Annotated in this window: 18 protein-coding genes; 10 read left to right on the plus strand and 8 right to left on the minus strand. The window is 64.0% G+C overall.

Annotated elements, in window-relative coordinates:
• Positions 1 to 2 precede the first annotated feature (2 nt).
• From KXR83_RS15795 to KXR83_RS15825, 7 genes are all read left to right on the plus strand, one after another.
• Positions 3 to 1,304: an MlaD family protein gene (locus KXR83_RS15795; RefSeq protein ID WP_437425615.1), complete on the plus strand. Its 1,302-nt coding sequence runs from the start codon at positions 3 to 5 to the stop codon at positions 1,302 to 1,304.
• Positions 1,304 to 2,323: an MCE family protein gene (locus tag KXR83_RS15800; RefSeq protein WP_437425616.1), complete on the plus strand. Its 1,020-nt coding sequence runs from the start codon at positions 1,304 to 1,306 to the stop codon at positions 2,321 to 2,323. The genes KXR83_RS15795 and KXR83_RS15800 overlap by 1 nt, the downstream gene beginning before the upstream one ends.
• Positions 2,320 to 3,339 (plus strand): MCE family protein, encoded by a 1,020-nt coding sequence (locus tag KXR83_RS15805; RefSeq protein WP_437425617.1) that lies wholly within the window; start codon positions 2,320 to 2,322, stop codon positions 3,337 to 3,339. Before KXR83_RS15800 ends, KXR83_RS15805 begins: the two co-directional genes overlap by 4 nt.
• Positions 3,333 to 4,460: an MCE family protein gene (locus tag KXR83_RS15810; RefSeq protein WP_437425618.1), complete on the plus strand. Its 1,128-nt coding sequence runs from the start codon at positions 3,333 to 3,335 to the stop codon at positions 4,458 to 4,460. Before KXR83_RS15805 ends, KXR83_RS15810 begins: the two co-directional genes overlap by 7 nt.
• Positions 4,457 to 5,572: an MlaD family protein gene (locus KXR83_RS15815; protein ID WP_023961033.1), complete on the plus strand. Its 1,116-nt coding sequence runs from the start codon at positions 4,457 to 4,459 to the stop codon at positions 5,570 to 5,572. The genes KXR83_RS15810 and KXR83_RS15815 overlap by 4 nt, the downstream gene beginning before the upstream one ends.
• Positions 5,573 to 5,582: 10 nt before the next feature.
• Entirely contained in the window at positions 5,583 to 6,737 is a 1,155-nt protein-coding gene (locus KXR83_RS15820; RefSeq protein WP_371850309.1) for an MCE family protein, read from the plus strand.
• A gap of 73 nt (positions 6,738 to 6,810) precedes the next feature.
• The gene (locus KXR83_RS15825; protein ID WP_437425619.1) at positions 6,811 to 7,641 is read left to right on the plus strand and encodes a hypothetical protein; all 831 of its coding nucleotides are present in this window, start codon (positions 6,811 to 6,813) and stop codon (positions 7,639 to 7,641) included.
• A gap of 23 nt (positions 7,642 to 7,664) precedes the next feature.
• Here the strand turns inward: KXR83_RS15825 and KXR83_RS15830 are convergent, their stop codons facing one another.
• Genes KXR83_RS15830 through KXR83_RS15850 form a run of 5 tightly spaced genes read right to left on the minus strand, consistent with a single transcriptional unit; the run spans position 7,665 to position 13,051 of the window.
• Positions 7,665 to 8,774 (minus strand): ABC transporter ATP-binding protein, encoded by a 1,110-nt coding sequence (locus KXR83_RS15830; protein WP_437425620.1) that lies wholly within the window; start codon positions 8,772 to 8,774, stop codon positions 7,665 to 7,667.
• A gap of 60 nt (positions 8,775 to 8,834) precedes the next feature.
• Complete coding sequence (locus tag KXR83_RS15835) at positions 8,835 to 9,710, minus strand: carbohydrate ABC transporter permease (protein WP_023961030.1); 876 nt, start codon at positions 9,708 to 9,710, stop codon at positions 8,835 to 8,837.
• Complete coding sequence (locus KXR83_RS15840) at positions 9,710 to 10,675, minus strand: carbohydrate ABC transporter permease (protein WP_023961028.1); 966 nt, start codon at positions 10,673 to 10,675, stop codon at positions 9,710 to 9,712. The genes KXR83_RS15835 and KXR83_RS15840 overlap by 1 nt, the downstream gene beginning before the upstream one ends.
• A gap of 4 nt (positions 10,676 to 10,679) precedes the next feature.
• Positions 10,680 to 12,059, minus strand: a complete 1,380-nt coding sequence (locus KXR83_RS15845; protein ID WP_437425621.1) for an ABC transporter substrate-binding protein — start codon at positions 12,057 to 12,059, stop codon at positions 10,680 to 10,682.
• Complete coding sequence (locus tag KXR83_RS15850; protein WP_437425622.1) at positions 12,059 to 13,051, minus strand: sugar-binding transcriptional regulator; 993 nt, start codon at positions 13,049 to 13,051, stop codon at positions 12,059 to 12,061. The genes KXR83_RS15845 and KXR83_RS15850 overlap by 1 nt, the downstream gene beginning before the upstream one ends.
• A 109-nt stretch (positions 13,052 to 13,160) precedes the next feature.
• On the opposite strand from KXR83_RS15850, the gene KXR83_RS15855 reads away from it, so the two are divergent.
• Together KXR83_RS15855 and KXR83_RS15860 are read left to right on the plus strand one after the other, a co-directional pair.
• Positions 13,161 to 14,210, plus strand: coding sequence for an NAD(P)-dependent alcohol dehydrogenase (locus KXR83_RS15855; RefSeq protein WP_437425623.1), 1,050 nt, complete (start codon positions 13,161 to 13,163; stop codon positions 14,208 to 14,210).
• Entirely contained in the window at positions 14,207 to 15,700 is a 1,494-nt protein-coding gene (locus KXR83_RS15860) for a mannitol dehydrogenase family protein (RefSeq protein WP_437425624.1), read from the plus strand. The genes KXR83_RS15855 and KXR83_RS15860 overlap by 4 nt, the downstream gene beginning before the upstream one ends.
• A gap of 14 nt (positions 15,701 to 15,714) precedes the next feature.
• On the opposite strand, the gene KXR83_RS15865 is transcribed toward KXR83_RS15860, so the two are convergent.
• Complete coding sequence (locus KXR83_RS15865; RefSeq protein ID WP_437425625.1) at positions 15,715 to 16,086, minus strand: VOC family protein; 372 nt, start codon at positions 16,084 to 16,086, stop codon at positions 15,715 to 15,717.
• Between the two features lie 108 nt (positions 16,087 to 16,194).
• On the opposite strand from KXR83_RS15865, the gene KXR83_RS15870 reads away from it, so the two are divergent.
• Positions 16,195 to 17,064, plus strand: a complete 870-nt coding sequence (locus KXR83_RS15870; protein WP_437425626.1) for an aldo/keto reductase — start codon at positions 16,195 to 16,197, stop codon at positions 17,062 to 17,064.
• A gap of 90 nt (positions 17,065 to 17,154) precedes the next feature.
• On the opposite strand, the gene xylB is transcribed toward KXR83_RS15870, so the two are convergent.
• Both xylB and treY read right to left on the minus strand, forming a co-directional pair.
• Positions 17,155 to 18,552, minus strand: a complete 1,398-nt coding sequence (xylB, locus tag KXR83_RS15875; protein WP_437425627.1) for a xylulokinase — start codon at positions 18,550 to 18,552, stop codon at positions 17,155 to 17,157.
• A gap of 57 nt (positions 18,553 to 18,609) precedes the next feature.
• Positions 18,610 to 20,928 (minus strand): malto-oligosyltrehalose synthase, encoded by a 2,319-nt coding sequence (treY, locus tag KXR83_RS15880; protein ID WP_437425628.1) that lies wholly within the window; start codon positions 20,926 to 20,928, stop codon positions 18,610 to 18,612.
• Between the last annotated feature and the right edge of the window lie 47 nt (positions 20,929 to 20,975).

Raw genomic sequence — 20,975 nt, forward strand, 5'->3', positions numbered from 1 at the left:
ACATGTTCGTCGACACCACCGGACGCAATCCGTCTGTGACCCAGTACTTTCTGCGCGGCGTCGCTTTTGTCGTCGCGCTCGTGCTGATCCTTTTTGTCCTCATGCTCAGGTACCAGGGCACTTTCGAGGAAAAACTCGAGGTCACGGCGACTCTCGACGATGTCGGCGACGGTCTCACGAGTCAGGCGGACGTGCGGTACAACGGTGTCATCATCGGCAGCGTCACGTCGATCGAGACCGCGAACAACGACTTGTCCGACGTCCTCATCGAGGTGGCCCCCGAGCAGGCGCAGGGCGTACCCGCCAACGTGACGGCACGAACGGTGCCCAGCAACCTATTCGGCGTCAACTCGGTGGAACTCATCGCACCGGCTGATCCCAAGGGCCACCTGTCGAACGGGAGCAAGATCACCGCGGACGAGTCCAAGGAGACCATCGCCCTGCAGACCGTGCAGAACGATCTGCGCGAGCTCTTCGTCGCCGTCCCCCCGGAGGAGATCGGCCGCGTCCTCGGGACCATCGCCGACGCGCTGCGTGGCGGCGGAAACGTGTTCTCCGCCTTCGTCGGTACGCTCGACCAGTACTGGCAGCAGATCAATGCCCAATTCCCGGATGGCGCACCTCCCGGATTCGACAACTTCAACCGGGCCATGCAGGGGATCGAACAGTCGACACCTCAACTACTCGATGCCATGGGACGCGCGGTGATCCCGTCCATCACGATCATCGAACGTCAACGCGACCTCGCGAGTACGCTCACCGCGGCCCAGTCCATGATCGACCGCATCCAGGAGTTGTTCGCGCGCAACGGTGATTCGGGCATACAGATCGTGCAGAACCTGAACACGATGACCGGCGCGGTGGCCGTGGACTCAGAGGCGCTTCCGGGCGGCATCCGGGCTCTCAACCAGCTGGCCGGCAAGGTCCTGACCGTTTTCACCGGAACCAATGGAAAGCCGCAGTTGAACATCGGCGTCAGCCTCAGCCCGTTCTTGCAGTACAACCGCCAGAACTGCCCTGTGTACAACGGCGGCGAGTACGGCATCACCCGCGGACCGGGATGTACCGGACCCGGAACCGGCACCGGACCGACGAACTCCGGGCCCCTGGTGGTGCGTCCCGCCGGAGCCGAAGCCGAGACGAACACTGATGATTCCTCCCTTCCCAGGGCAGTCACAACAGGTACGGACAACGAGACACTGCGCGCCGCACTCGATCGCGAACCATCGGCAGCCGACACGCTGATGCTCGGCCCGCTGGTCCAGTCGGTGCGGGTACAGCAGAACACCGGCGGTGAGGGCTGATGGGATACCGCAAGCCTCTCATCGGGTTCAGCCTGTTCGCCGTATTGGCGTTGCTGCTCACCTACACGATCTGGTCGACGCTGGAACGGGCCGTGCCGGGTCAAACCAACGACTACACCGCTTATTTCAGCGATGCCTCGGGGCTGCACCCGGGCGACGACGTGCGGATGGCCGGCGTTCGGGTCGGCCGGGTCTCGGACATAGCCCTCGATCGCAACCGGGCCAAGGTGACGTTCGACCTGCAGACCGACCAGACCATCTTCTCCAACACCCAGGCATCGATCCGCTACCAGAACCTGATCGGACAGCGCTATCTGGGACTCGACCTCGTCGAAGGCGCAGAACAGAAGAAGCTCGAGCCGGGATCCACTCTCGAAGAACCGTCACAGGATTCGTTTGACGTCTCGGCGTTGCTCGCGGGCTTCCAGCCGGTGTTCGACACCCTCGAACCCGAGCAGGTCAACCAGCTCTCGGAGAGTCTTGTGCAGACCTTCCAGGGCAATCAGGTGTCGCTCAGCTACACGATTGAGCAGATCGGAAAGTTGGCCGCAGACTTCGGAAATCGGGATCAGGTCATCGGAGCCCTCATCACCAATCTGAGTGCGGTGATGGGCGACCTCAGCTCGCAGGGCGACCAGATGCAGGTACTGGTGAAGAACCTCGCCGGATTGATCGAGGGACTGAACGGCAACTCGACGTCGCTGGGTGCTTCGGTCGACAGCATCGGTGACGCGACGAGCCGCCTCGGTGGGCTGCTCGGCCGGATCCGTCCCGATGCCGAACAACTCGGGCAGAGCTTGCGGGACACAACCGGCCGCATGATCGGCATCGGCTCCAAACTCGACCAGCTGGCGATCGATCTGCCGCTGTTCCTGGTGCACTTTCCCATGGTGATGGGACAGGGCGCCTACTTGAACATCTACGCCTGCGAACTGGACGTATCGATCGGTGGTGTTCTCTTCCCGCCGGGATTGATCAGCCAGATCGGTGGCACCCAGCACTCGGTGGTGTGCCGATGAGCCCCGGGGAGGCAAACGCTGTGAAGCCGAACATGTTGCGCCGCAGCTGGTCCGAGCATCGCTATTTCTGGCTCGGAGCGATCGGGTCGGTTGTTCTGGTCCTGATCGTGGTGTCCACGTTCGCGATCTCGGAGTCGGGTATCGGCAAGCGGGAGTACACCGCCGACTTTTCCCAGGCCGGCGGTATCCGCCCCGGTGACAAGGTCCGGGTCGCCGGCATCGATGTGGGCGAGGTCTCGAAGACAACGTTGGCCGGCGATCATGTCGCGGTCGCCATGGAGGTCCAGAAGGACGTCGAGGTGATGTCCGACGGTTCCGCCGAGATCAAACTCTCGACGCTGCTCGGACAGCGTTACGTCGACATCAAGGTCGGTGAATCGACCGCTCGACTCAGCGGCTCGAGGATCGCCCGCACCCAGGTGCCGTATGACCTGCAGGAAACCATCGAGCGTGGGACACCGATTCTCGCGGGGGTGAACGCCGAAAGCCTCAGCGACAGCGTGGATGCCCTGAACAAACAGTTGGCCGGCGCGCCGGGCATCACCCGCACCACGTTGGATTCCTTGACCGAGATGTCCAGGGTGATCAGCAACCGCAGTGATCAGATCAACCTGCTCATCAAGGACACCAACTCCGTCACCGAGATCGTCAACAGCAGCCAGTATCAGCTGTCGGTGATCGTCGGTCAGGGCCAGCTGCTGGCTCAGAAGATCGCCACCCGACAGCAATTGGTGATCAAGATGCTCGATGGCGTCGCGGACCTGTCGAACCAGATGTCCGCCATGGGCGCGGAGAACAACAATCAGTTCGCGCCCCTGATCGCCAACCTCAACACGATTTCTGAGGGTATGGAAAAGAACCGGGACAACCTCCGTCACATGCTCGAGGTCCTGCCGCTCACCGTCCGGGCGATCGCCAACACCACCGGATCCGGTCCCTACGCAATGGGTTACCTGCCGTGGGGCATCTTCCCCGACAACTGGCTCTGCGCAGCAAGGGTGGTCGACGGATGTTGAGCACCAGGCAGGTCTCGCGCCGAGGCGCGAGCACGGTACGCCGATCTCTGGTGATGACGGCGCTGCTGATCACCACCGCACTCCTCGGCACCGGATGCACGCTGGTTCCCGCCGAATGGCGCCACGCAGCGGGCGAGTCGATCAAGCTGACCGCCTACTTCGACAGTGTGGCAGGGCTTTACAACGACAACGACGTGGATGTGTTGGGCATGCCCGTGGGTCGGATCCTGTCGATCACGCCTCAGGGTGACCGGGTCAAAGTGGAGTTCACCGTCGACAAGTCGATACCCATCCCGGCAGACGCCACCGCCGCGATCATCAACACCTCGTTGGTGACCACCCGTCACATCGAGTTGTCGCCCACCTACACCGAAGGCGCGAAGCTCGAAGACGGTGACACCGTGGCCAATGCAAAGAGCCCGGTGGAGATCGGGGAGCTCTTCGACACCGTGGACAACCTCGTGGAGGAGTTCAAAGCAGACCCGGATGGCAGTGGACCGCTCGGCGACATGCTGACGATCTCGTCGGGAATCTTCGGCGGCAACGGCGAGCGGATGGCCGTTGCGCTCGAAGAACTCAACAAGGTCGCGCAGGTCGGCGTCGACAACGGAGATGCACTCGTCGAGATGATCAAGAAGATCTCGATTCTCACCACGGCCCTGGTGGACAACTACCCGAAGATGACGGCGTTCTCGTCGGCCATCACCCAGGTCTCGCAGATGCTGGGCGACCAGTCGCCGGGTCTGCAGGCAACCATGCAGGCGTTGAACCAGACATTGAACAACACCGCCACCTTCCTCGAAGGGAACGTCAATGTCGTCGACAGCTCGATGGGCCGGTTGGCTGCACTGATCAGCAATCTCAGTGACTACTCGCGTCAACTGGTCGACACGATCGATGTCGCGCCGTTGGCTTTCGACAATCTGGCCAACTCGGTGTCCGTAGAGCAGAGAGCGTGGCGCGCCCAGTTGCTGATCGACAAGTCGTTGCTCGACACCGAACTGCTTTCGACCTTCTGTGAAGCCATCAACTTGCAGGAAAACGGCTGCCGGACCGGCAAATTGAAGGATTTCGGCCCCGATCTGGGTGTGTTCTCGGCGCTGGTGGAGATGACAAAATGACACGCAGACGTTCGGTGATGCAGGCTCGGGGGGCAGTGGTGGCGGGGCTGGCGGCAACGATGTTGCTGTCCGGTTGCGGCTCCATCCCCGGCCTGACGATCGACCAGATCCCGCTGCCGGCGCCGGGAGGGGTCGGTGACGGCTACGAGATCAAGGGTTCGTTCGGCAACGCGCTGAACCTGCCGTCGCAGGCCAAGGTGAAACTCAACGGCAACGACATCGGGCTGGTGGAATCGATTTCGGCGAACAACTACGCGGCCGACGTCACGATGAAGATCCGCAAGGACATCAAACTGCCGGTGGGCACCGGGGCCGAACTCCGGCAGGGCACACCTCTCGGTGACGTGTTCGTCGCGTTGAAGCCCCCGGAAGGTGATGACACCCAAGGGACGATGGCGCCCGGCGACGAGCTGACAGGCGAGACGTCCGAGGCCGCAACGGTGGAGGATCTGCTGGTCACCGCGACCGCATTTGTCGACGGTGGCTCCATCAAGAACCTGACCGAGATCATCAACGAGTTGTCGGACGCGCTCGGCGGCAAGGCGCCCGAGCTGACGGGCCTGATCGAGGGCATGACCACAGGCATCAGCCGCCTCGCCCAGAACACCGTCGAGTTCGACACTGCGCTCGAATCGTTCAACGGGCTCGCCGAGGACCTGTCGAACGGGCGGGAACAGCTGGTCGCCTCCATCAACACGGTCGGTCCTGCACTGGACGTCGTCAACGGTCAGATCCCGGCACTGGTCACCACGCTCGACAAGACCAGCACCGTCACCGACGCGCTGAACGATTTCCTCGACACCCAGACAGAGAACGCGGTGGAGATGACCAACAACCTGCTGGTGGACATCGATGCCCTGGGCGAAGCCGTCGGAGAACTCGGTCCGTTGGCCGACAAGCTACGTGTCCTGACCCCGAAGTGGGTTGATGCCACCCCCGGCACGGCGGCCACGGTGAGCGCCAGGCTCTGGTATCTGTCACCAGGATTCGGGTTCGACTCGGGTAGCCGGCTACCGGAGATGGAAGATTTCAATCAGGGTGTCAACAGTTTGAACCAGACGCTCACCCGAGTCCTCGCCCGGCTCACCGGTACTCGCGGATGTTGTGGGTGAGGGGACGATGATGACATTCCTCCGTAATCACCGGATCCTGCTGTCCAACCTCGCCTTGATCCTGGTGATGCTGATCGGGTTCGGCTACCTCACACTGGGCGTCCTCCGCTGGCGTCCGTTCGACGACAGTTACACGCTCACAGTCGAATTCGCGAACTCTGGTGGTGTGCAGGAGACATCCGAGGTCACGCTCCGGGGCTCGCGGATCGGTGAGGTGGACACCGTCCGGGTCACCCCGGCGTCCGTCGAGGTCAAGGTGACGATCGACAGCAAATATCAGATCAACACCGATTCCGAGGTCAAGGCTCTCGGACTCTCCGCGGTCGGTGAGCAGTACGTCGACTTCCAGCCACCCACCTCGGACGGCCCGTACTTCTCGAACGGCGACAAGATCTCGTCGGTCCAGACCTCGTCGACGGTTGCGTTCCCGAAATTGCTCGAGTCGACGGTCGGAGTGGTCAAACAGATCGATCCGGTCAAGCTGAAAACCACGATCGACGAACTCGACATCGCACTCGACGCCGGTGGCAAGAACCAGCTCCGCGCCTTGTTCAACAGCGGCGGCGTGATCTTTGCCGACCTCTACCGTGTGCTGCCGGAGACGGTGACGTTGATCCAGAACACCGGCACCATCCTGGAGACCACAGCCGACGTTCAGCCTGATCTCGGCAGGCTCACCGGCGGGATGAGCGGATTGATCGACGCCCTCGTGGCCTCGGATGAGGAACTGCGTACGTTCCTCGGTAGCGGACCGGCCCGGCTGACCACTCTGGCGGGCTCGCTCAATCAATTGCAGGATCCGCTGACCGATGTGCTCAAACAATTCCTCGACATCGCCCAGCAAGGTGCGCTCCGTGCTCCGGCGATGGTGAACCTGCTCCCGTCGATTCGTGACGGTGCCACCACGGCGCAGGCGATGTTCCACGACGGCGCGTGGTGGGCCTTCGGCTCGATCTATCCGCGGCCGTACTGCGAATATCCGACGATGCCGCAGCGGCCGACCCAGATCCTGGAGAGCTCGGTTCCGGTGAATATGTACTGTGTCACCGAAGATCCGACTCAGCAGATCAGGGGAGCCGCGAACGCACCACGGCCGCCGGGGGACGACACCGCCGGGCCACCGCCCAACATGGACCCCAACGCGCGCACCGCTCCGCTGGGCTGACAGCCGACCGCTTCACGGTCCCGGCAGATGCCGTCACCGTTCTCGAGACCTGTTGTGAGGTAGAAACGCCGTTATGGCAGACAAAGATGTACCAACGCCCGTCGGCGACGGCGATGACGCCGACAAGTCGTCGGCGAAGAAGGTTCCATCGGGCAAATCCCGGCGGGCGAAGCCCGCTGTCGCCGAGTCCACCCCCGCATTATCGGGATCGGCCACGTCGTCGTCCGCGAAGAGTTCTGCCACCTCCTCCGCGTCGACCGGAGCGGACACCAAGCAGGCCAAACAGATAACCATCAGTGTCTCGGCAATCGGCAAGGTGGCAGCCGGAGCATTGCTGATCGGCCTGATCGCGGTGACGGTGTTCTTCGGGATGAAGTGGAAGTCCGACCAGGACAAGATCACGGCGGCCGAAGATGCCAAGCGGGCCTCCGACTACTTTGTGACCCAGTTGCTCAACTCCATGAACACCACCACCGCAGGCGAATACGTCGACACGATGTCACCGCTCACCACCGGTCAGTTCAGGGACAACCTGCTCAAGGAGCGGGAGAAGACCCAAGCCGACATCACTCAGATGCAATTGAAGATCACGCCGTCGATCTGGTCGTCGGGTGTGGTGTCCGCCGAAGCGGATTCGGCGACCACACTGATCATCGCCGAGATCACCGGAACCAGCAGCGTTGCCACCACACCGGTGACCAACGTCGGCATGTTCCGTCTGACGTTGGAGAAGCACGACGGAAAATGGCTGGTGTCCCAGATGGATCCGGGCCCGTCCAGCTCAGGTGCCGGATCGGCGGATTCAGCACCGACAAATCCGAATGCGCCCGCGGACCCGAACGCGCCCGCCGTGCCGAATGCACCGGTGGAGCCGGCGCCACCAGCCCCCGCGCCGGCCGGCTGATCGTCAACCGTCAGGGTCGAGGGTCAGAGGCTGATCCGCTCGCCGGTCTCGGGATGGAACAGGTGCACCTTTCCGCTGTTCTGCCGCAGCCGGACCGCTTCGCCCAACTTCGCGGGTGACCGCTGGCCCGATCGTGCCACCAGTGTCAGCGGTCCGCCCTCGAGACTCCTGACATGCGGGTCTTCGAGCGTGGCGTACACGTACGTCTCGCTGCCCAGTTCTTCCATGAGCGCCACCGTCACACCGAGTCCGTCGCCGCCGTCGCCGAGCGAGAGTTCCTCGGGTCGAATGCCCACGGTGACCTCCTGCAGACCGGACTTCTCGATCAAGGTGGTCGAGTCCGCGTCGAGGTCGATCCTGGACCCGGCGACGGTCACTGCACCGTCGCGTACCGGCGCGGTGAACAGGTTCATCGCGGGCGACCCGATGAAGCCGGCGACAAAAGCGTTCTTCGGTCGGTCGTAGAGCTCGGTCGGTGTGCTGAATTGCTGCAGCACACCGTTTTTGAGGACCGCAACGCGGTCACCCATGGTCATTGCCTCCACCTGGTCGTGGGTGACGTAGACGGTGGTGGTGCCGAGACGCCGCTGCAAGGCAGCGATCTGGGTGCGGGTCTGCACGCGCAACTTCGCATCGAGGTTCGACAGTGGTTCGTCCATGCAGAACACCTGCGGTTCGCGGACGATGGCCCGGCCCATCGCCACCCGCTGGCGCTGGCCGCCGGACAACTTGCCCGGCTTGCGGTCGAGGTAGTCGGTGAGGTCGAGGACCTTGGCAGCCTCGGCGACCTTGCGCTTGCGCTCCTCGAGCCCCACGCCGCGCATCTTCAGGGCAAAGCCCATGTTCTCGCCGACCGTCTTGTTCGGGTAGAGCGCATAGTTCTGGAAAACCATGGCGATGTCACGGTCTTTGGGGGCGACGCCGACCATGTTGTTGCCGCCGATTTTGATTGCCCCACTGTCGATCTCCTCGAGACCGGCGAGCATGCGCAGGGCGGTGGACTTACCTGAACCCGAGGGGCCGACGAGTACAACGAACTCGCCGTCTTCGATGTCGAGGTTGAGTGAGTCGACGGCCAGCGAATCGGCGCCCGGGTAGACGCAGCAGGCGTTTTCGTAGCTGATGGTTGCCATTGTGTGCTCCTGTTTATTTGATGGCCCGGGCGGAGCCCGAATGATGTGCTCCGCCGAAGCTCATTTGATGGCTCCGAAGGAGAGGCCGCGGACGAGTTTGTTCTGAGCGATCCAGCCGCAGATGACCACCGGCAGAGCGGCTATCACCGAGGCGGCGGACAGCTGGGCCCAGAAGAGCCCCTGCCCGGACATGAACCCGGTGAGGGCCACTGGCATCGTCTGGGCGTTGACGGCCGTCATGTTCACCGCGAAGAAGAACTCGTTCCACGAGAAGATGACGCAGATCAATGCGGTGGCAGCGATTCCTGGGGAGATCAGCGGAAGAATCACCTCACGAACCGAGGTCCAGAGACTGGCGCCGTCGATCTCGGCGGCCTCCAGCAGTTCACTGGGTACCTCGAGGAAAAACGATCGCATCATCCACACCGCGATCGGCAGGTTCATCGACGTGTACAGGACGATGAGTGTCCAGACGTTGTCGAGCATCCCGATCTGGCCCACGATGACGTACAGGGGGATGATGACGGCTACCACGGGCAGCATCTTGGTGCTGATGAAGAAGAACAGGGCATCGCTTGTCTTCTTCACCGGACGCAGCGAGAGTGCAAACGCGGCCGGAATGCCCAGCAACAGAACGATGATCGTCGACACCGTCGTCACGAACAGTGAGTTCAGCAGTGCGGTCCCGACGCCCGCATCGAAGACCGCCTTGAATTGGTCGAGCGTCGGGGTGAAGAAGAACGTCGGGGGATTGGTCGCCGCATCGCTCTCCTGCTTGAACGCGGTAAGCACCATCCAGGCGACCGGGAAGAAGAACCCGATGGCGATGATCCAGGTGAAGGCGGTCAGCAGGCTTCCGCCACGGTTGCGCCGCTTCTTGATGTCCTTGATGTCGGTATGTGCTTGTGCCGGTGTGTTGTTCACTGCGGTGGACATCAGGCTGCCTCCTCTTTTCCGCTGAAACTCTTGAAGATCAGGCGAAGGGCGAGGCTCGACAAGATGATGGTCGCGACCACTGTGACCACGCCCATCGCGGCCGCCTGTCCGACATCGAAACCGAGGAACGCACGTTGGTAGATGTAGAAGGGAAGATTCGAACTGGCGACACCCGGACCTCCCGAGGTCATCATGTACACCGCGTCGAAGGTGTTGACCAGGTAGATGGCTCCGAGGACAGATCCCAGTTCGATGAACCTGCGCAGGTGAGGCAGCGTCAGCTCCCGGAACAGCCGAAAGCTGGTGGCGCCGTCGACGCGGGCGGCCTCCTGGATGTCCTTCGGCATCGACTGCAGACCGGCCAGGATCAGCAACATCATGAAAGGTGTCCACTGCCAGACCAGTTCGGCCATCACGCTGGCGAGCGGGAACTCGCTGAGCCAGTCGACGTCACCGAGGCCGAATGGGCTCAGCGCCCAGTTGACCAGGCCGTTGGTGGGGGAGAGCAGGCTCGTCTTCCACAGCAGGGCGGCGGCCACCGGGGTGACCAGGAACGGGGTGATCAGCAATGTACGGACAATGCTGCGCCCGATGAACTTGCGGTCGAGGAGGATGGCGAAGAACAGGCCGAGCAGAACCGAGATGACAACGGTCCCGACGATGAGGATGACGGTGTTCAGTGCCACCGTCCGGAACTGGCTGTCGGTGAACACATCGACATAGTTGTTGAGCCAGTTGAACTCCCGAGACCCGGGACGCACCAGATTCCATGACTGGGTGGAGTAGTACAGCGTCACGATGAAGGGGATCTGCGTGACGATGATCATGAATATCAACGCCGGTAGCAGCGGCCCCCGTCGTCGCCATCCTTCGGCGCGCGAGATCCTGTCCCGTTTGGACGTTATCGGCGGCGGCGCGGAACCCGGATCGGGCTCGGTGCCTCGCTCTGCGAGTGCGGTGGCCATGTCCTCACTGCTCCTTCTTGTAGGACTCGCCGACTACCTCGGCGTACTTCTGGGACTGTTCGAGCGCTTCGTCGACAGAGATCTGTCCGGCGATCGCCGCGCTGATCTGCTGGCTCACCCGGGTGCCGAAGTCTTGGAACTCGGGGATGGCGATGAACTGGATTCCGGTGTAGGGCACCGGGTCCACTGTCGGTTTGTTCTGATCGGCGGCCTGCATCGATTTGAGGGTCGGCTCGGCGAAGGCGCCCGAGATCTCCTTGTACGCCGGCAGCTCATAGGTGGAGAGTCGGCTGCCGGGCGGGACGCTGGCCGCGCCGAGTTGCTCGGCCACCATCTTGATGTAGTCCTTGCTGGTCATCCATTCGATGAATTTCCAGGCGTCGTCCTTCTTCTTGCTGCTCTCGGGGATACCGAGCGACCAGGCGTACAGCCAGCCGTTGCCGCCCTTGGCCATGCTGGGAGCCATGGCGTACCCGACATTGCCCGCGATATTGCTGTCGTCCGGGCTCTCGAGCACTGAGACCGCGGAGGTCGCGTCGTACCACATCGCAACCTGGCCCTGCGACATCAAGTTGGCGCATTCCTGGAAACCTGTTGAGGCAGCGCCGGGTTCGCCATATTGGCGGACAGTGTCGACATAGAACTCGACTGCTTCTTTGACCTGGGGACTGTCGAGCTGAGCATTCCAGTCCTCGTCGAACCAACGTCCACCGAAGGCGTTGATCACGGTGTCCAGCGGTGCCAGGGTCTCACCCCATCCCGGCTTGCCGCGCAGGCAGATTCCCGACACGTCGCCCTTGTTGAGTGTCTTGGCGGCTTCCTGCACCTCAGGCCAGGTCGGCTCCGCGGGCATGTTGATTCCCGCGTCGGCGAGCATCTGCTTGTTGTACATGAGGAACGAGGACTCACCGTAGAACGGTGCCGAGTACATGTTGCCCTCGTAGGACAGTGCCTCGCGGAGGGTCGGGATGAAATCGTCCTGGTCGTACCCGGGGCTGGAGACCATGTACGGGGTGAGGTTGACGAGCCAGCCGTTCTCGGCCCAGGTCGCCGTCTCGTAGTTGCTGATCATCACCACGTCGAACTCGCCGCCGCCGGTTGCCACCGAGGCGGTGATCTTGGCGCGTGCCTCGTTCTCGGACAACGTGACGAACTTGAGCTTGACGCCGGGGTTCTCCTTCTCGAACTGGGGAGACAATGCGATCGCATCTTGCATCTGAGAGTTGGAGACCAACGCGATGGTGACTGCCTCACCGCCGCCGTCCGTGAAAGATCCGGCGCCGCTGCAGGCGGAGGCCGTCAGCGCAACGGTTCCCGCGAGGGCAAGGGGCGCAAGGGCTCTGCGCCATCTCGCCCGTGTTCTCGGCTTCGTCGAGTCAGTCATCATTGACCTTTCTCTTGCGTGATGAGCCAGTGCGCGGTGCCCAGATCGGTGATCAGTGTGGTGGCGAGGCCACCTCGGAGGGCACCCAGGATCGACTCGCGGCGGTGGGTTCCACCGGAGATGAGCATGGTGGTGGGGCAGGAACGGACGGCCTCGAGTGGAACGGAGACCGTGCGGTCGACGAGCGACGATTCGACCGTGACCCCGTCCTTGTCGTAGAACCGCCCGCCGATCTCGCCGACCGCCCCGAGTCCGGTCAATTCGTCGAGGATGGCGGCGTCGATGTACGCCCCTTCGAAAAGGGTGGTGGACGTGGTGACCGACCCGACGCCGAACACCATCACATCGGCTTCTTCGGCGGCTTTGAACGACTGCGACAGGATGGAGTCCCGCTGCATCGCCCTCACGGTGTCGGGATCGGCATAGAGCGGGGCAACAAGTCGAAGTGGTTGTGCGCCCAGGCGTTCGGCGAATCGGGACAGTGCGTGATCAACCCCGGTGTGGTACTCGACAGACGTCATGGAGCCGTCCATCTGCACCACCCGCCGGCAGCTGGCCGAGCGGGGCGTGATCGAGTCGGCCACGGCGACCGTTTCCGGTCCCCATGTGAAGCCGAGTGTGCTGTTCGGCTCGAGTCTCCGGATGAGAACCGACGCTCCCGCCCGTCCGAGCGCGGAGTCTCCGGTCTGCGTCCCATCGGCGAGCTGATCGATGATGAGCGCCTCTTTGAGTCCGAACACCGTCTCGAGTTCGCGCTCCTCGTCGGTGTGGATGGAGCCGGCCAGATGCGGGGGTGCGTCGATGACCACACGCACAAGACCCTGGGCGCGTGCCCTGGCGATGAGCCGGCCGGCGGTGGGGCGGGAGAGGCCCAACCGCGCGGCGACCTCCGCCTGGGTGAGCCCTTCGAGGTGATACATCGTGGCCGCACGAACAAGTAGGCGCAGGTCTTGCCCGGTGTCGGCGGTGGGCTCCAGCGGTGACGCGTTCACGCGTCCTCCTCATCGAGGTGTGAGTGAGCAAATGCTCACTGGTGGTGCATATGCTCAGTAAGCTAACATCCACAATGTGACCCACGCAACACCCACAAAGGACCGGCGAATGACTCCAGCCACCATGACCGCGAGTGTCCTGACCGCACCCGGCAGTCTGACCATCGAACGGCGAGAGGTCCCGTCGCCCGATCCCGGGGACGTATTGGTGCAGGTGAGCGCGGTAGGGGTGTGCGGATCCGACGCCCACTACTACCGACATGGACGGATTGGTGACTTCGTCGTGTCGGCGCCGTTGGTGTTGGGACATGAAGCCGCCGGGCGGATCGTGGCGGTCGGCAGCGGGGTGCCGGAGTCGCGGATCGGGGAGCGGGTGTCCATCGAACCCCAACGACCTGACCCCGACGACGAGCCGACGCGACGCGGACAGTACAACCTGTCTCCGCACATGCGGTTCTACGCAACACCACCGGTGGACGGTGCACTCGCCGAGTTCGTGACCATCGGGTCGGCCTTTGCCCACCCTGTGCCCGACTCGGTGAGCGATGAGGCGGCAGCGTTGTTCGAACCTCTGTCGGTGGCGATCGCTGCTTGCCGCAAGGCAGAGGTCGGGGTCGGTGACGGCGTGTTGATCACCGGTGCGGGCCCGGTCGGTCTGCTCTGTGTCCAGGTGGCGCGGGCGGCGGGAGCCACCCGCATCGTGGTGACCGACGTGAACCGCACGCGACTCACGGTCGCGGCCGGATTCGGGGCAACGGACGTTCTCACCCCGGATGAGCTGGACACGACGATCGGCGTCGACTCCTTCATCGACGCATCGGGCGCGGAATCGGCGATCTCATCCGGCATCGCCGCCGTCCGACCCGGTGGCCGCGTGGTCCTGGTGGGCATGAGTGCGAACTCGACGATGGCGTTTCCCATCTCGCTTGTCCAGAATCGGGAACTCGTTGTAACAGGGGTGTTCCGGTACGCCAACACCTGGCCGATCGCGCGCGAGCTGGTCACCTCGGGCAAAGTGGATCTCGACTCGATGGTCACCGGTCGCTTCGGTTTGTCCGAGGTGGCCGAAGCCCTGGATGCCGATCGGCAGCCGGGGAGTATCAAAGCTGTTGTCTACCCGGGCAGGCTCGGTGGATCGGCAGGGGAGGGGGCATCGTGAAACTGGACAACGCAAGTCTGGCCGATCTTGTGACGGTGCCGAAACCCGGGTACAACCGGGCCCAACTGGGCTGCGGCATCGTGCATTTCGGCGTCGGCGGATTTCATCGTGCTCATCAGGCCATGTACGTCGACGCGTTGCTCACCTCGGATCCGGCCTCGCGGGATTGGGCGATCTGCGGCGTAGGAGTGCTACCAGGTGATGTGCACATGCGAGATGCGCTGGTACCGCAAGATGGGCTCTACACGTTGACCCTCAAGCATCCCGACGGGACGATGCAGACCTCGGTTGTCGGCTCCATCGCCGAGTATTTGTTCGCACCCGACGACCCGACGGCGGTGATCGACAAGCTCGCCGACCCGGCCACCCGCATCGTGTCGCTCACCATCACCGAGGGCGGGTACAACTTCTCCTCTGCGACAGGGGAATTCGATCTGACCAACCCGGCGATCCAGGCCGATCTACAGCCGGGTGCTGTTCCTTCGACAACGTTCGGCATCGTCGTCGAGGCCCTCGGTCGTCGTCGCGACGCCGGGCACCCCTCGTTCACGGTGATGTCGTGCGACAACATCGAGGGCAACGGGGACATCGCACGCAAGACCTTCACGGCCTTTGCGTGCAGCAAGGACCCCGGTCTGGCCGAGTGGATCAGCGACAACACAGCTTTCCCGAATTCGATGGTCGACAGGATCACCCCGGCCACGCCGCCCGACCTCGGTGATGAGGTGCAGGCGCGCACCGGCATCGCGGACCGGTGGCCAGTGGTGGCCGAACCTTTCACCCAGTGGGTTCTCGAGGACTCGTTCTCGGCCGGCCGGCCTCGGCTCGAGTCGGTCGGTGTGCAGGTGGTCTCCGACGTGGGCCCGTACGAGCTGATGAAGCTCCGGCTGCTCAACGCGGGCCATCAGACCCTGTGTTACTTCGGCCATCTGATGGGCTACCGGCTTGTGCACGACGCAGCGCAGGATCCGTTGATCCGTCGTCTCCTGCTGGGCTACATGAACAACGAGGCTCGGCACACGCTGTTGCCGCTTCCCGGTGTGGATGTGGATGCGTACATCGAGACGTTGATCGAGCGGTTCTCCAACCCGGCCATCGCCGACACCATCGCGCGCCTCTGCCAATACTCGTCAGACCGGATACCGAAGTGGTTGTTGCCCGTCATCCGTCAGCAGCTCGAGGCCGGTGGTGACGTGGTGTTGGCTGCGGCGGTGGTGGCCAGCTGGACCCGCTACGCAGAAGGGGTGGACGAATCAGGTGAGCCGATCGATGTGGTCGACCCGCTCGCGGATTCATTGGTCCCCCTCGCGGTCCGGAGCCGCAACGAACCGTTGGCGTTTGTGCAGAATCGTGAGCTGTTCGGTGACCTCGCCGACGAGAACCGATTTGTGCGCCCCTACCTGTGGACGTTGGAGTCGTTGCGCCGCAATGGCGCTCGGGAAACGTTGAAGCAACTGCTGGTGGAGAACAACAACCCCCGAGGAGCCTGACGGGCCGCCTGGAGTTACTCGGCTGCCGCGTCGTCGTCGTGACTGACGATGTTGATGACGTTGCCGTCGGGCGCCCGGACGAAGAATCTGCGCACGCCCCACGGTTCCGTGGTCAACGGGTGGACGATCTCGAACCCACGTCGTTGCGCTTCGGCATAGGCCTCTTCCACCTGGTCGCCCACGTGTACCGAGATCACCGAATCGACAGGCGAGGTCGCATCCTCGGTGACGAGCTGAATCGCCGCCCGGCCGTCTGCGGACTGGTAGTTGGCCACCCAGCCCAGGTTGAAAGCCTCGATATCGAGGCCGAGGTAGTCAGAGTAGAAGTCGCGCGCAACGGTGATGTCGGGCACCGACATATTCGCTGTGACACCGGTGGGTTTCATGGGCACTCCTTCGCCTGTGTTGTGGTGACAGTGTGGGGCGAACGGCCTGGGAGGGCAAGGGTCCCCAGTCTTGACTTCAAGTCGCGTTGAGGTCCTATCGTTGGCCCGGTGACGAACACGCAGCCATGGCCTGCTGACGATCCGCCCGAGCAAGGGCTCGGACTCATGCGATTGACGGAGGCAAGTACCGATCCTGATCGTGATCCGACGGCGGTGGTGCATGCCGCACTGGACCTCGGAGTGACCCTGCTGGACACCGCCGAGATGTACCGCAACGAAGAACTGGTCGGGCGTACCATCGCCGGACGCCGCGAAGAGGCCATCCTGTGCTCGAAGTTCGGTGTCAGATGGGGTGATTCGGGTCGATTCGATGACTGGAGTGTGCACGCCGACGCCGCGACGGTGGTCTCTTCGTGCGAGGGCAGCCTGCGCCGCCTGGGTGTAGAGGTCATCGATCTCTACTACTTGCACCACCGCAGTGAGCACACCCCGATCGAGGAGACGGTCTCGGCCATGGCGGGGCTGATCGACGCGGGCAAGATCCGCTCGATCGGCCTGTCGAACGTCACCGTCGAAGACGTTCGCCGAGCGCACGCGGTCCATCCGGTCCACGCCGTGCAGGAGGCGTGGTCGCTCTCGACACCCGTGCCCGGGTCGATGTCGGAAGCATTGGCAGAGTTGGGTATTGCGCTGGTCGCGCATTCACCGACCGGCCACGGCGCCCTGCGTGCCGAAGATTCCTCACCTCTCGGTGTGGCGCTGGCCGACGTCGCCCGACACCGCGGGGTGTCGCCGGGGCAGGTGGCCCTGGCCTGGGTGCACTGTCAGGGCCGGAGACGAGATGAGGTCGTCGTACCGCTACCGGGGACCACCAGTGTGCGCCATCTGCACGACAACGTGGCCGCCACCGGCATCGAGCTCGATGACAGCGAACTCGATCGGCTCACCGAAGCGGCAGCGCCGACATCAGTCGCGTAACAGGTTGCCGAGGGCACCATGCCCTCGGCGCATACCCACGGGGACGATGTTGGTGTTGGTGTTGGTGTCGAGGTAGTTGCCGTCGCCCGGTCAGTTGCGGCCGACGGTCAGTCCCGATGCCTCGTGGTACTGCTCGACAACATGAGGCGTCGGATCGGCCTCGTAGATACGTTCGTCGGCGGCCGACCAGCGAGGTGGTTCGGACGTGGGGTCCAGCGACCAGGCGGCCTGACGAGCGGCACCGAGCGCGACGTATTCGCCCGGTTCCGGGACCACGACGGGGCGGGCGAAGATCGCCGGGGCCAACTCCCGGATGGCCGCAGAGCGTGCGCCGCCACCGACGAGGATGATCCGGTTGATCTCGATGCCTTGGTCGCGGATCCGGTCGGCGCAGTACTGGAGGGAACACAGCAAACCTTCGACGCCCGCCCGGGCGATGTTCGCGCTGTTCAGGTTTCGCCCGGTCATGCCGTGCAAGGCTCCGCGCGTGCGCGGCAGGTTGGGGGAGCGTTCCCCCTCGAAGTACGGCACCAGGGACAGCCCCTCGGCGCCCGCAGGCGCAGACAGGGCAAGGTCGGACAACGTGTCGAAGTCGACGTCGAGCATCTTGGCCACGGCCGCCAGCACGGGGGCCCCGTTGAGAGTGCACACCAGCGGCAATTGCCGGCCCGTGGCGTCGGCGAAACCGGCAACCAGTCCGGCATAGTCGGTCGGTGCACTGTCACTGACCGCGCTGACAACCCCGGAGGTGCCGAGTGACACGATGCAGTCGCCGGGGACGGCGCCGAGCGCCAGCGCCGCTGCTGCGTTGTCGCCGGCGCCCGCACCGATGCCCGCGCCCGACCGCATGGCGCCACCGTTCTGTGCCGGGCCGACGATCCGGGGCACCATCGGTGCCCGGCCTCTCATCGCCAAGTCCAGCAACCGAGGCTGGTACTCATCGGCCGCTGCGCTGAAATAGCCTGTGCCACTGGCGTCGCTGCGATCGGTCCACAGGTCGGCCAGATCGGTACTGCCGGTGAGGCGCCAGCTGAGCCAGTCGTGGGGGAGACACACCGCAGCGGTGCGATCGGCGTTGGCGGGTTCGTTGTCGGCAAGCCAGCGCAGCTTGGTGGCGGTGATCGACGCGACCGGGACCACCCCAACTTCGTCCACCCACTGCTGCGGCCCGCCGAGGTCTGCGATCAGTTCGTCGGCGGCGGGACCGGACCGGGTGTCGTTCCACAGCAGCGCCTCTCGCACCACCTCACCGGATTCATCCAGGCACACCATGCCGTGTTGCTGCGCTCCGACGGACACCGCTGCGACGTCGTCGAGTCCCCCGGCAGCTTCGATCGCCGACCCGAGGGCCTGCCACCATTGATCCGGGTGTACCTCGGTGCCCGTCGGGTGTGGCGCGCTACCCGAGCGCACGACGCGGCCGTCGGCTACGTCGCACACCACCACCTTGCTGGATTGGGTCGACGAATCGATTCCTGCGACCAACATGGTGTCCAACTCCTCAGTGCGCGCTCGCGTTGGTGAAGCCCGCAACCAGGACGCTGGTCACTCCCTCACACGCTCAAAAATGCCGACCGGCGTGGCCAGTCCTGACAGCGTCACATTACCGTCGACGTCAGTCCCGGTGATCTGCTCCCGCCACGTACCGGCGGGGAGATCGAGATGGGTCTGGGCCCATTGCTCGGCGTCGAGGCCGACGGTCCAGCGAGCTGCCGCGACGATCACTTCGATCACCCCGGTCGTCGAAGTGCGGCCGAAGGCCACCAGATGATCGGCGGCCGGACCGGTGCCCGACAGCGGCTCGTACCCACCTTGGACGAACACCTCCGGCCGGCGCCGGCGAAGGGTCAAGGCCGCCCGCACCACACGGGTCTTCGGGTGGCCGCCATCGCGGGTGTAGTCGACCGCCCGGCGATTGTCCGGGTCCACGAGGGAATCGTCGAACCACTCGGTGCCCTGATAGACGTCCGGGATTCCGGGCAGCAACGACGCCAGTGCCTTCTGCGCCAAAGCGTCGGATTCGATGTGAGGCAGCATCTCCTGTACGAGCTGGGTGTACTCGGGCGCACACGGGCCGTCGAACGAGGCATCGATCCAGGCATGTACTGCGGACTCGAACTGTTCGTTCACGTCGGTCCACGTGGTGCCCACCCCGCCTTCGCGGATCGCCTTTGTGGCGTAGTCGTGGAAGCGGGTACGCAGGGCCCCGGTGATCACGCCGTCGACCGGCCAGATCCCGAACAGGTTCTGCCGCAAGAAGAGTCCGGTGACCCCGGCGGGTGCCGGGTTGCGGGACTCCGAGCGGTCGACGAAGTCGGTCCACTTCTGCGGGATCTGGGACAAGATGCCGATGCGTGCCCTGACGTCCTCACTCCGCTTGGTGTCGTGAGTCGACAGTGAGGTCAAGGCCCGCGGCCAGATCTTCGCCCGGGTCACGTTGGCGGCGTGGAAGTCCTCGATCGATTCACCGAAGGCAGCGGGGTCGCCGCCGACCTCCTGCAGGCTGACCAGCCGTGCGGTCCGGTAGAACAGGCAGTCCTCGACGCTCTTCGCGGTGACGGCGCCGCACACCTGGGCAAGCCGGCTGCGCGATTCGTCCTCGGTGGCCACTGCCGATGCGAGCAGTTCGAAGGCAGTTGCCAGGGCCGGCAACCGTTCTCGCTCACTTGCGATGACCGAATCCAGAGTTCCGGCGAGTATCGGGTAGTCGGCGCGATAGACGCCCAGACCCGCGATCACCGCGCCGATCGCCGAATCGAGGTCGTCGTTCGAGAACACTTCGCCATCACGGGCCGTTGCGGTGATCGCCCGTCGCAGGCGGGCCCGTTCGGCAGGGAAGGTCTCGTCGAGGATCGACAGTTTGAGCTGTCGTTCCGCGGCGTGCAGCCACAGCTCGTCGCCGCGATCACCGGTGTATTTCTGATGCAGCTGTCCGAGAGCCGATTCGCCGGTCGGGTCGATGAGCACCGCGCCCACCGATCGCATCGTTTCGTAGCCGGTGGTGCCGTCGACCGGGAGGCTCGGATCCAGGGGCTCGTCATGGGCAAGGATCTTCTCGATCAACAGGATCCGGTCCGGTCCGATGTCCGCACGCAGCCGCTGCAGGTAGTCCTGGGGGTCAGCCAGACCGTCCGGATGGTCGACGCGAAGACCGTCCACGAGGTCTTCTGCGACGAGCTGACGGATCAGGTCGTGGGTGGCCGCGTAGACGGCAGGGTCCTCTTGTCGCAGTCCCGCCAGACCATTGACGGAGAAGAAGCGGCGGTAACCGATGACGCCGATGTTCCACGGCACCAGCCTGTAGTGCTGCCGGTCATGGACCTCTTGGGCGGACTGGCCGCCGTCGGTGCCGGGGGCGAGTGGGAACCGGTGTTCGTAGAACGAGAGTTCTGGTTCGTCCCCGCTTGTATCCACCTCGAGTGATGCCACGTCGTCGGCGGACCCGAGAACCGGCAAAGCGATCTTGCCGTCGGCCCCGTTGTCCGACGACCAGTCGATGTCGAAGTAGTCGGCGTACTCGGACGTCTTGCCGTTGCGTAATACGTCCCACCACCACGGGTTCTGCCGAGGGTCCTCGACACCGGTGTGATTGGGAACGATGTCGACGATCACGCCGATACCGCGGTCGGCCGCAGCCGATCGCAGTTCCCGCAAACCCTCGATTCCACCGAGCGACTCGGCAACCGCGGGCGGCGGAACCCAGTCGTACCCGTGCGTCGACCCCTGTTGGGCGGTCTGGATCGGCGACAGGTACAGATGGCTGACGCCCAGCCCTTCGATGTGGTCGAGCTGTTCAATTGCGTCGGCGAAGGTGAACTCGCCGTGCAGCTGAAGCCGGTAGGTGGCCGTCAGCGGCAGGATCATGGGTACTCCAGCGGTTGTCGAGCCAGGCCGGTATCGGTGTCCGGCCA

This window comes from Williamsia muralis, assembly GCF_051487485.1.
Lineage (GTDB): Bacteria > Actinomycetota > Actinomycetes > Mycobacteriales > Mycobacteriaceae > Williamsia > Williamsia muralis_B.

Excerpts from the sequence above, each read along its gene's own strand:
- KXR83_RS15840 (WP_023961028.1), bottom strand. The coding sequence starts at position 10,675 with ATGGCCACCGCACTCGCAGAGCGAGGCACCGAGCCCGATCCGGGTTCC.
- KXR83_RS15830 (WP_437425620.1), bottom strand. The coding sequence starts at position 8,774 with ATGGCAACCATCAGCTACGAAAACGCCTGCTGCGTCTACCCGGGCGCC.
- KXR83_RS15795 (WP_437425615.1), top strand. The coding sequence starts at position 3 with ATGTTCGTCGACACCACCGGACGCAATCCGTCTGTGACCCAGTACTTT.
- KXR83_RS15820 (WP_371850309.1), top strand. The coding sequence starts at position 5,583 with ATGACATTCCTCCGTAATCACCGGATCCTGCTGTCCAACCTCGCCTTG.
- treY (WP_437425628.1), bottom strand. The coding sequence starts at position 20,928 with ATGATCCTGCCGCTGACGGCCACCTACCGGCTTCAGCTGCACGGCGAG.
- KXR83_RS15825 (WP_437425619.1), top strand. The coding sequence starts at position 6,811 with ATGGCAGACAAAGATGTACCAACGCCCGTCGGCGACGGCGATGACGCC.
- KXR83_RS15855 (WP_437425623.1), top strand. The coding sequence starts at position 13,161 with ATGACTCCAGCCACCATGACCGCGAGTGTCCTGACCGCACCCGGCAGT.
- xylB (WP_437425627.1), bottom strand. The coding sequence starts at position 18,552 with ATGTTGGTCGCAGGAATCGATTCGTCGACCCAATCCAGCAAGGTGGTG.
- KXR83_RS15845 (WP_437425621.1), bottom strand. The coding sequence starts at position 12,059 with ATGACTGACTCGACGAAGCCGAGAACACGGGCGAGATGGCGCAGAGCC.
- KXR83_RS15865 (WP_437425625.1), bottom strand. The coding sequence starts at position 16,086 with ATGAAACCCACCGGTGTCACAGCGAATATGTCGGTGCCCGACATCACC.
- KXR83_RS15815 (WP_023961033.1), top strand. The coding sequence starts at position 4,457 with ATGACACGCAGACGTTCGGTGATGCAGGCTCGGGGGGCAGTGGTGGCG.
- KXR83_RS15805 (WP_437425617.1), top strand. The coding sequence starts at position 2,320 with ATGAGCCCCGGGGAGGCAAACGCTGTGAAGCCGAACATGTTGCGCCGC.
- KXR83_RS15810 (WP_437425618.1), top strand. The coding sequence starts at position 3,333 with ATGTTGAGCACCAGGCAGGTCTCGCGCCGAGGCGCGAGCACGGTACGC.
- KXR83_RS15800 (WP_437425616.1), top strand. The coding sequence starts at position 1,304 with ATGGGATACCGCAAGCCTCTCATCGGGTTCAGCCTGTTCGCCGTATTG.
- KXR83_RS15835 (WP_023961030.1), bottom strand. The coding sequence starts at position 9,710 with ATGTCCACCGCAGTGAACAACACACCGGCACAAGCACATACCGACATC.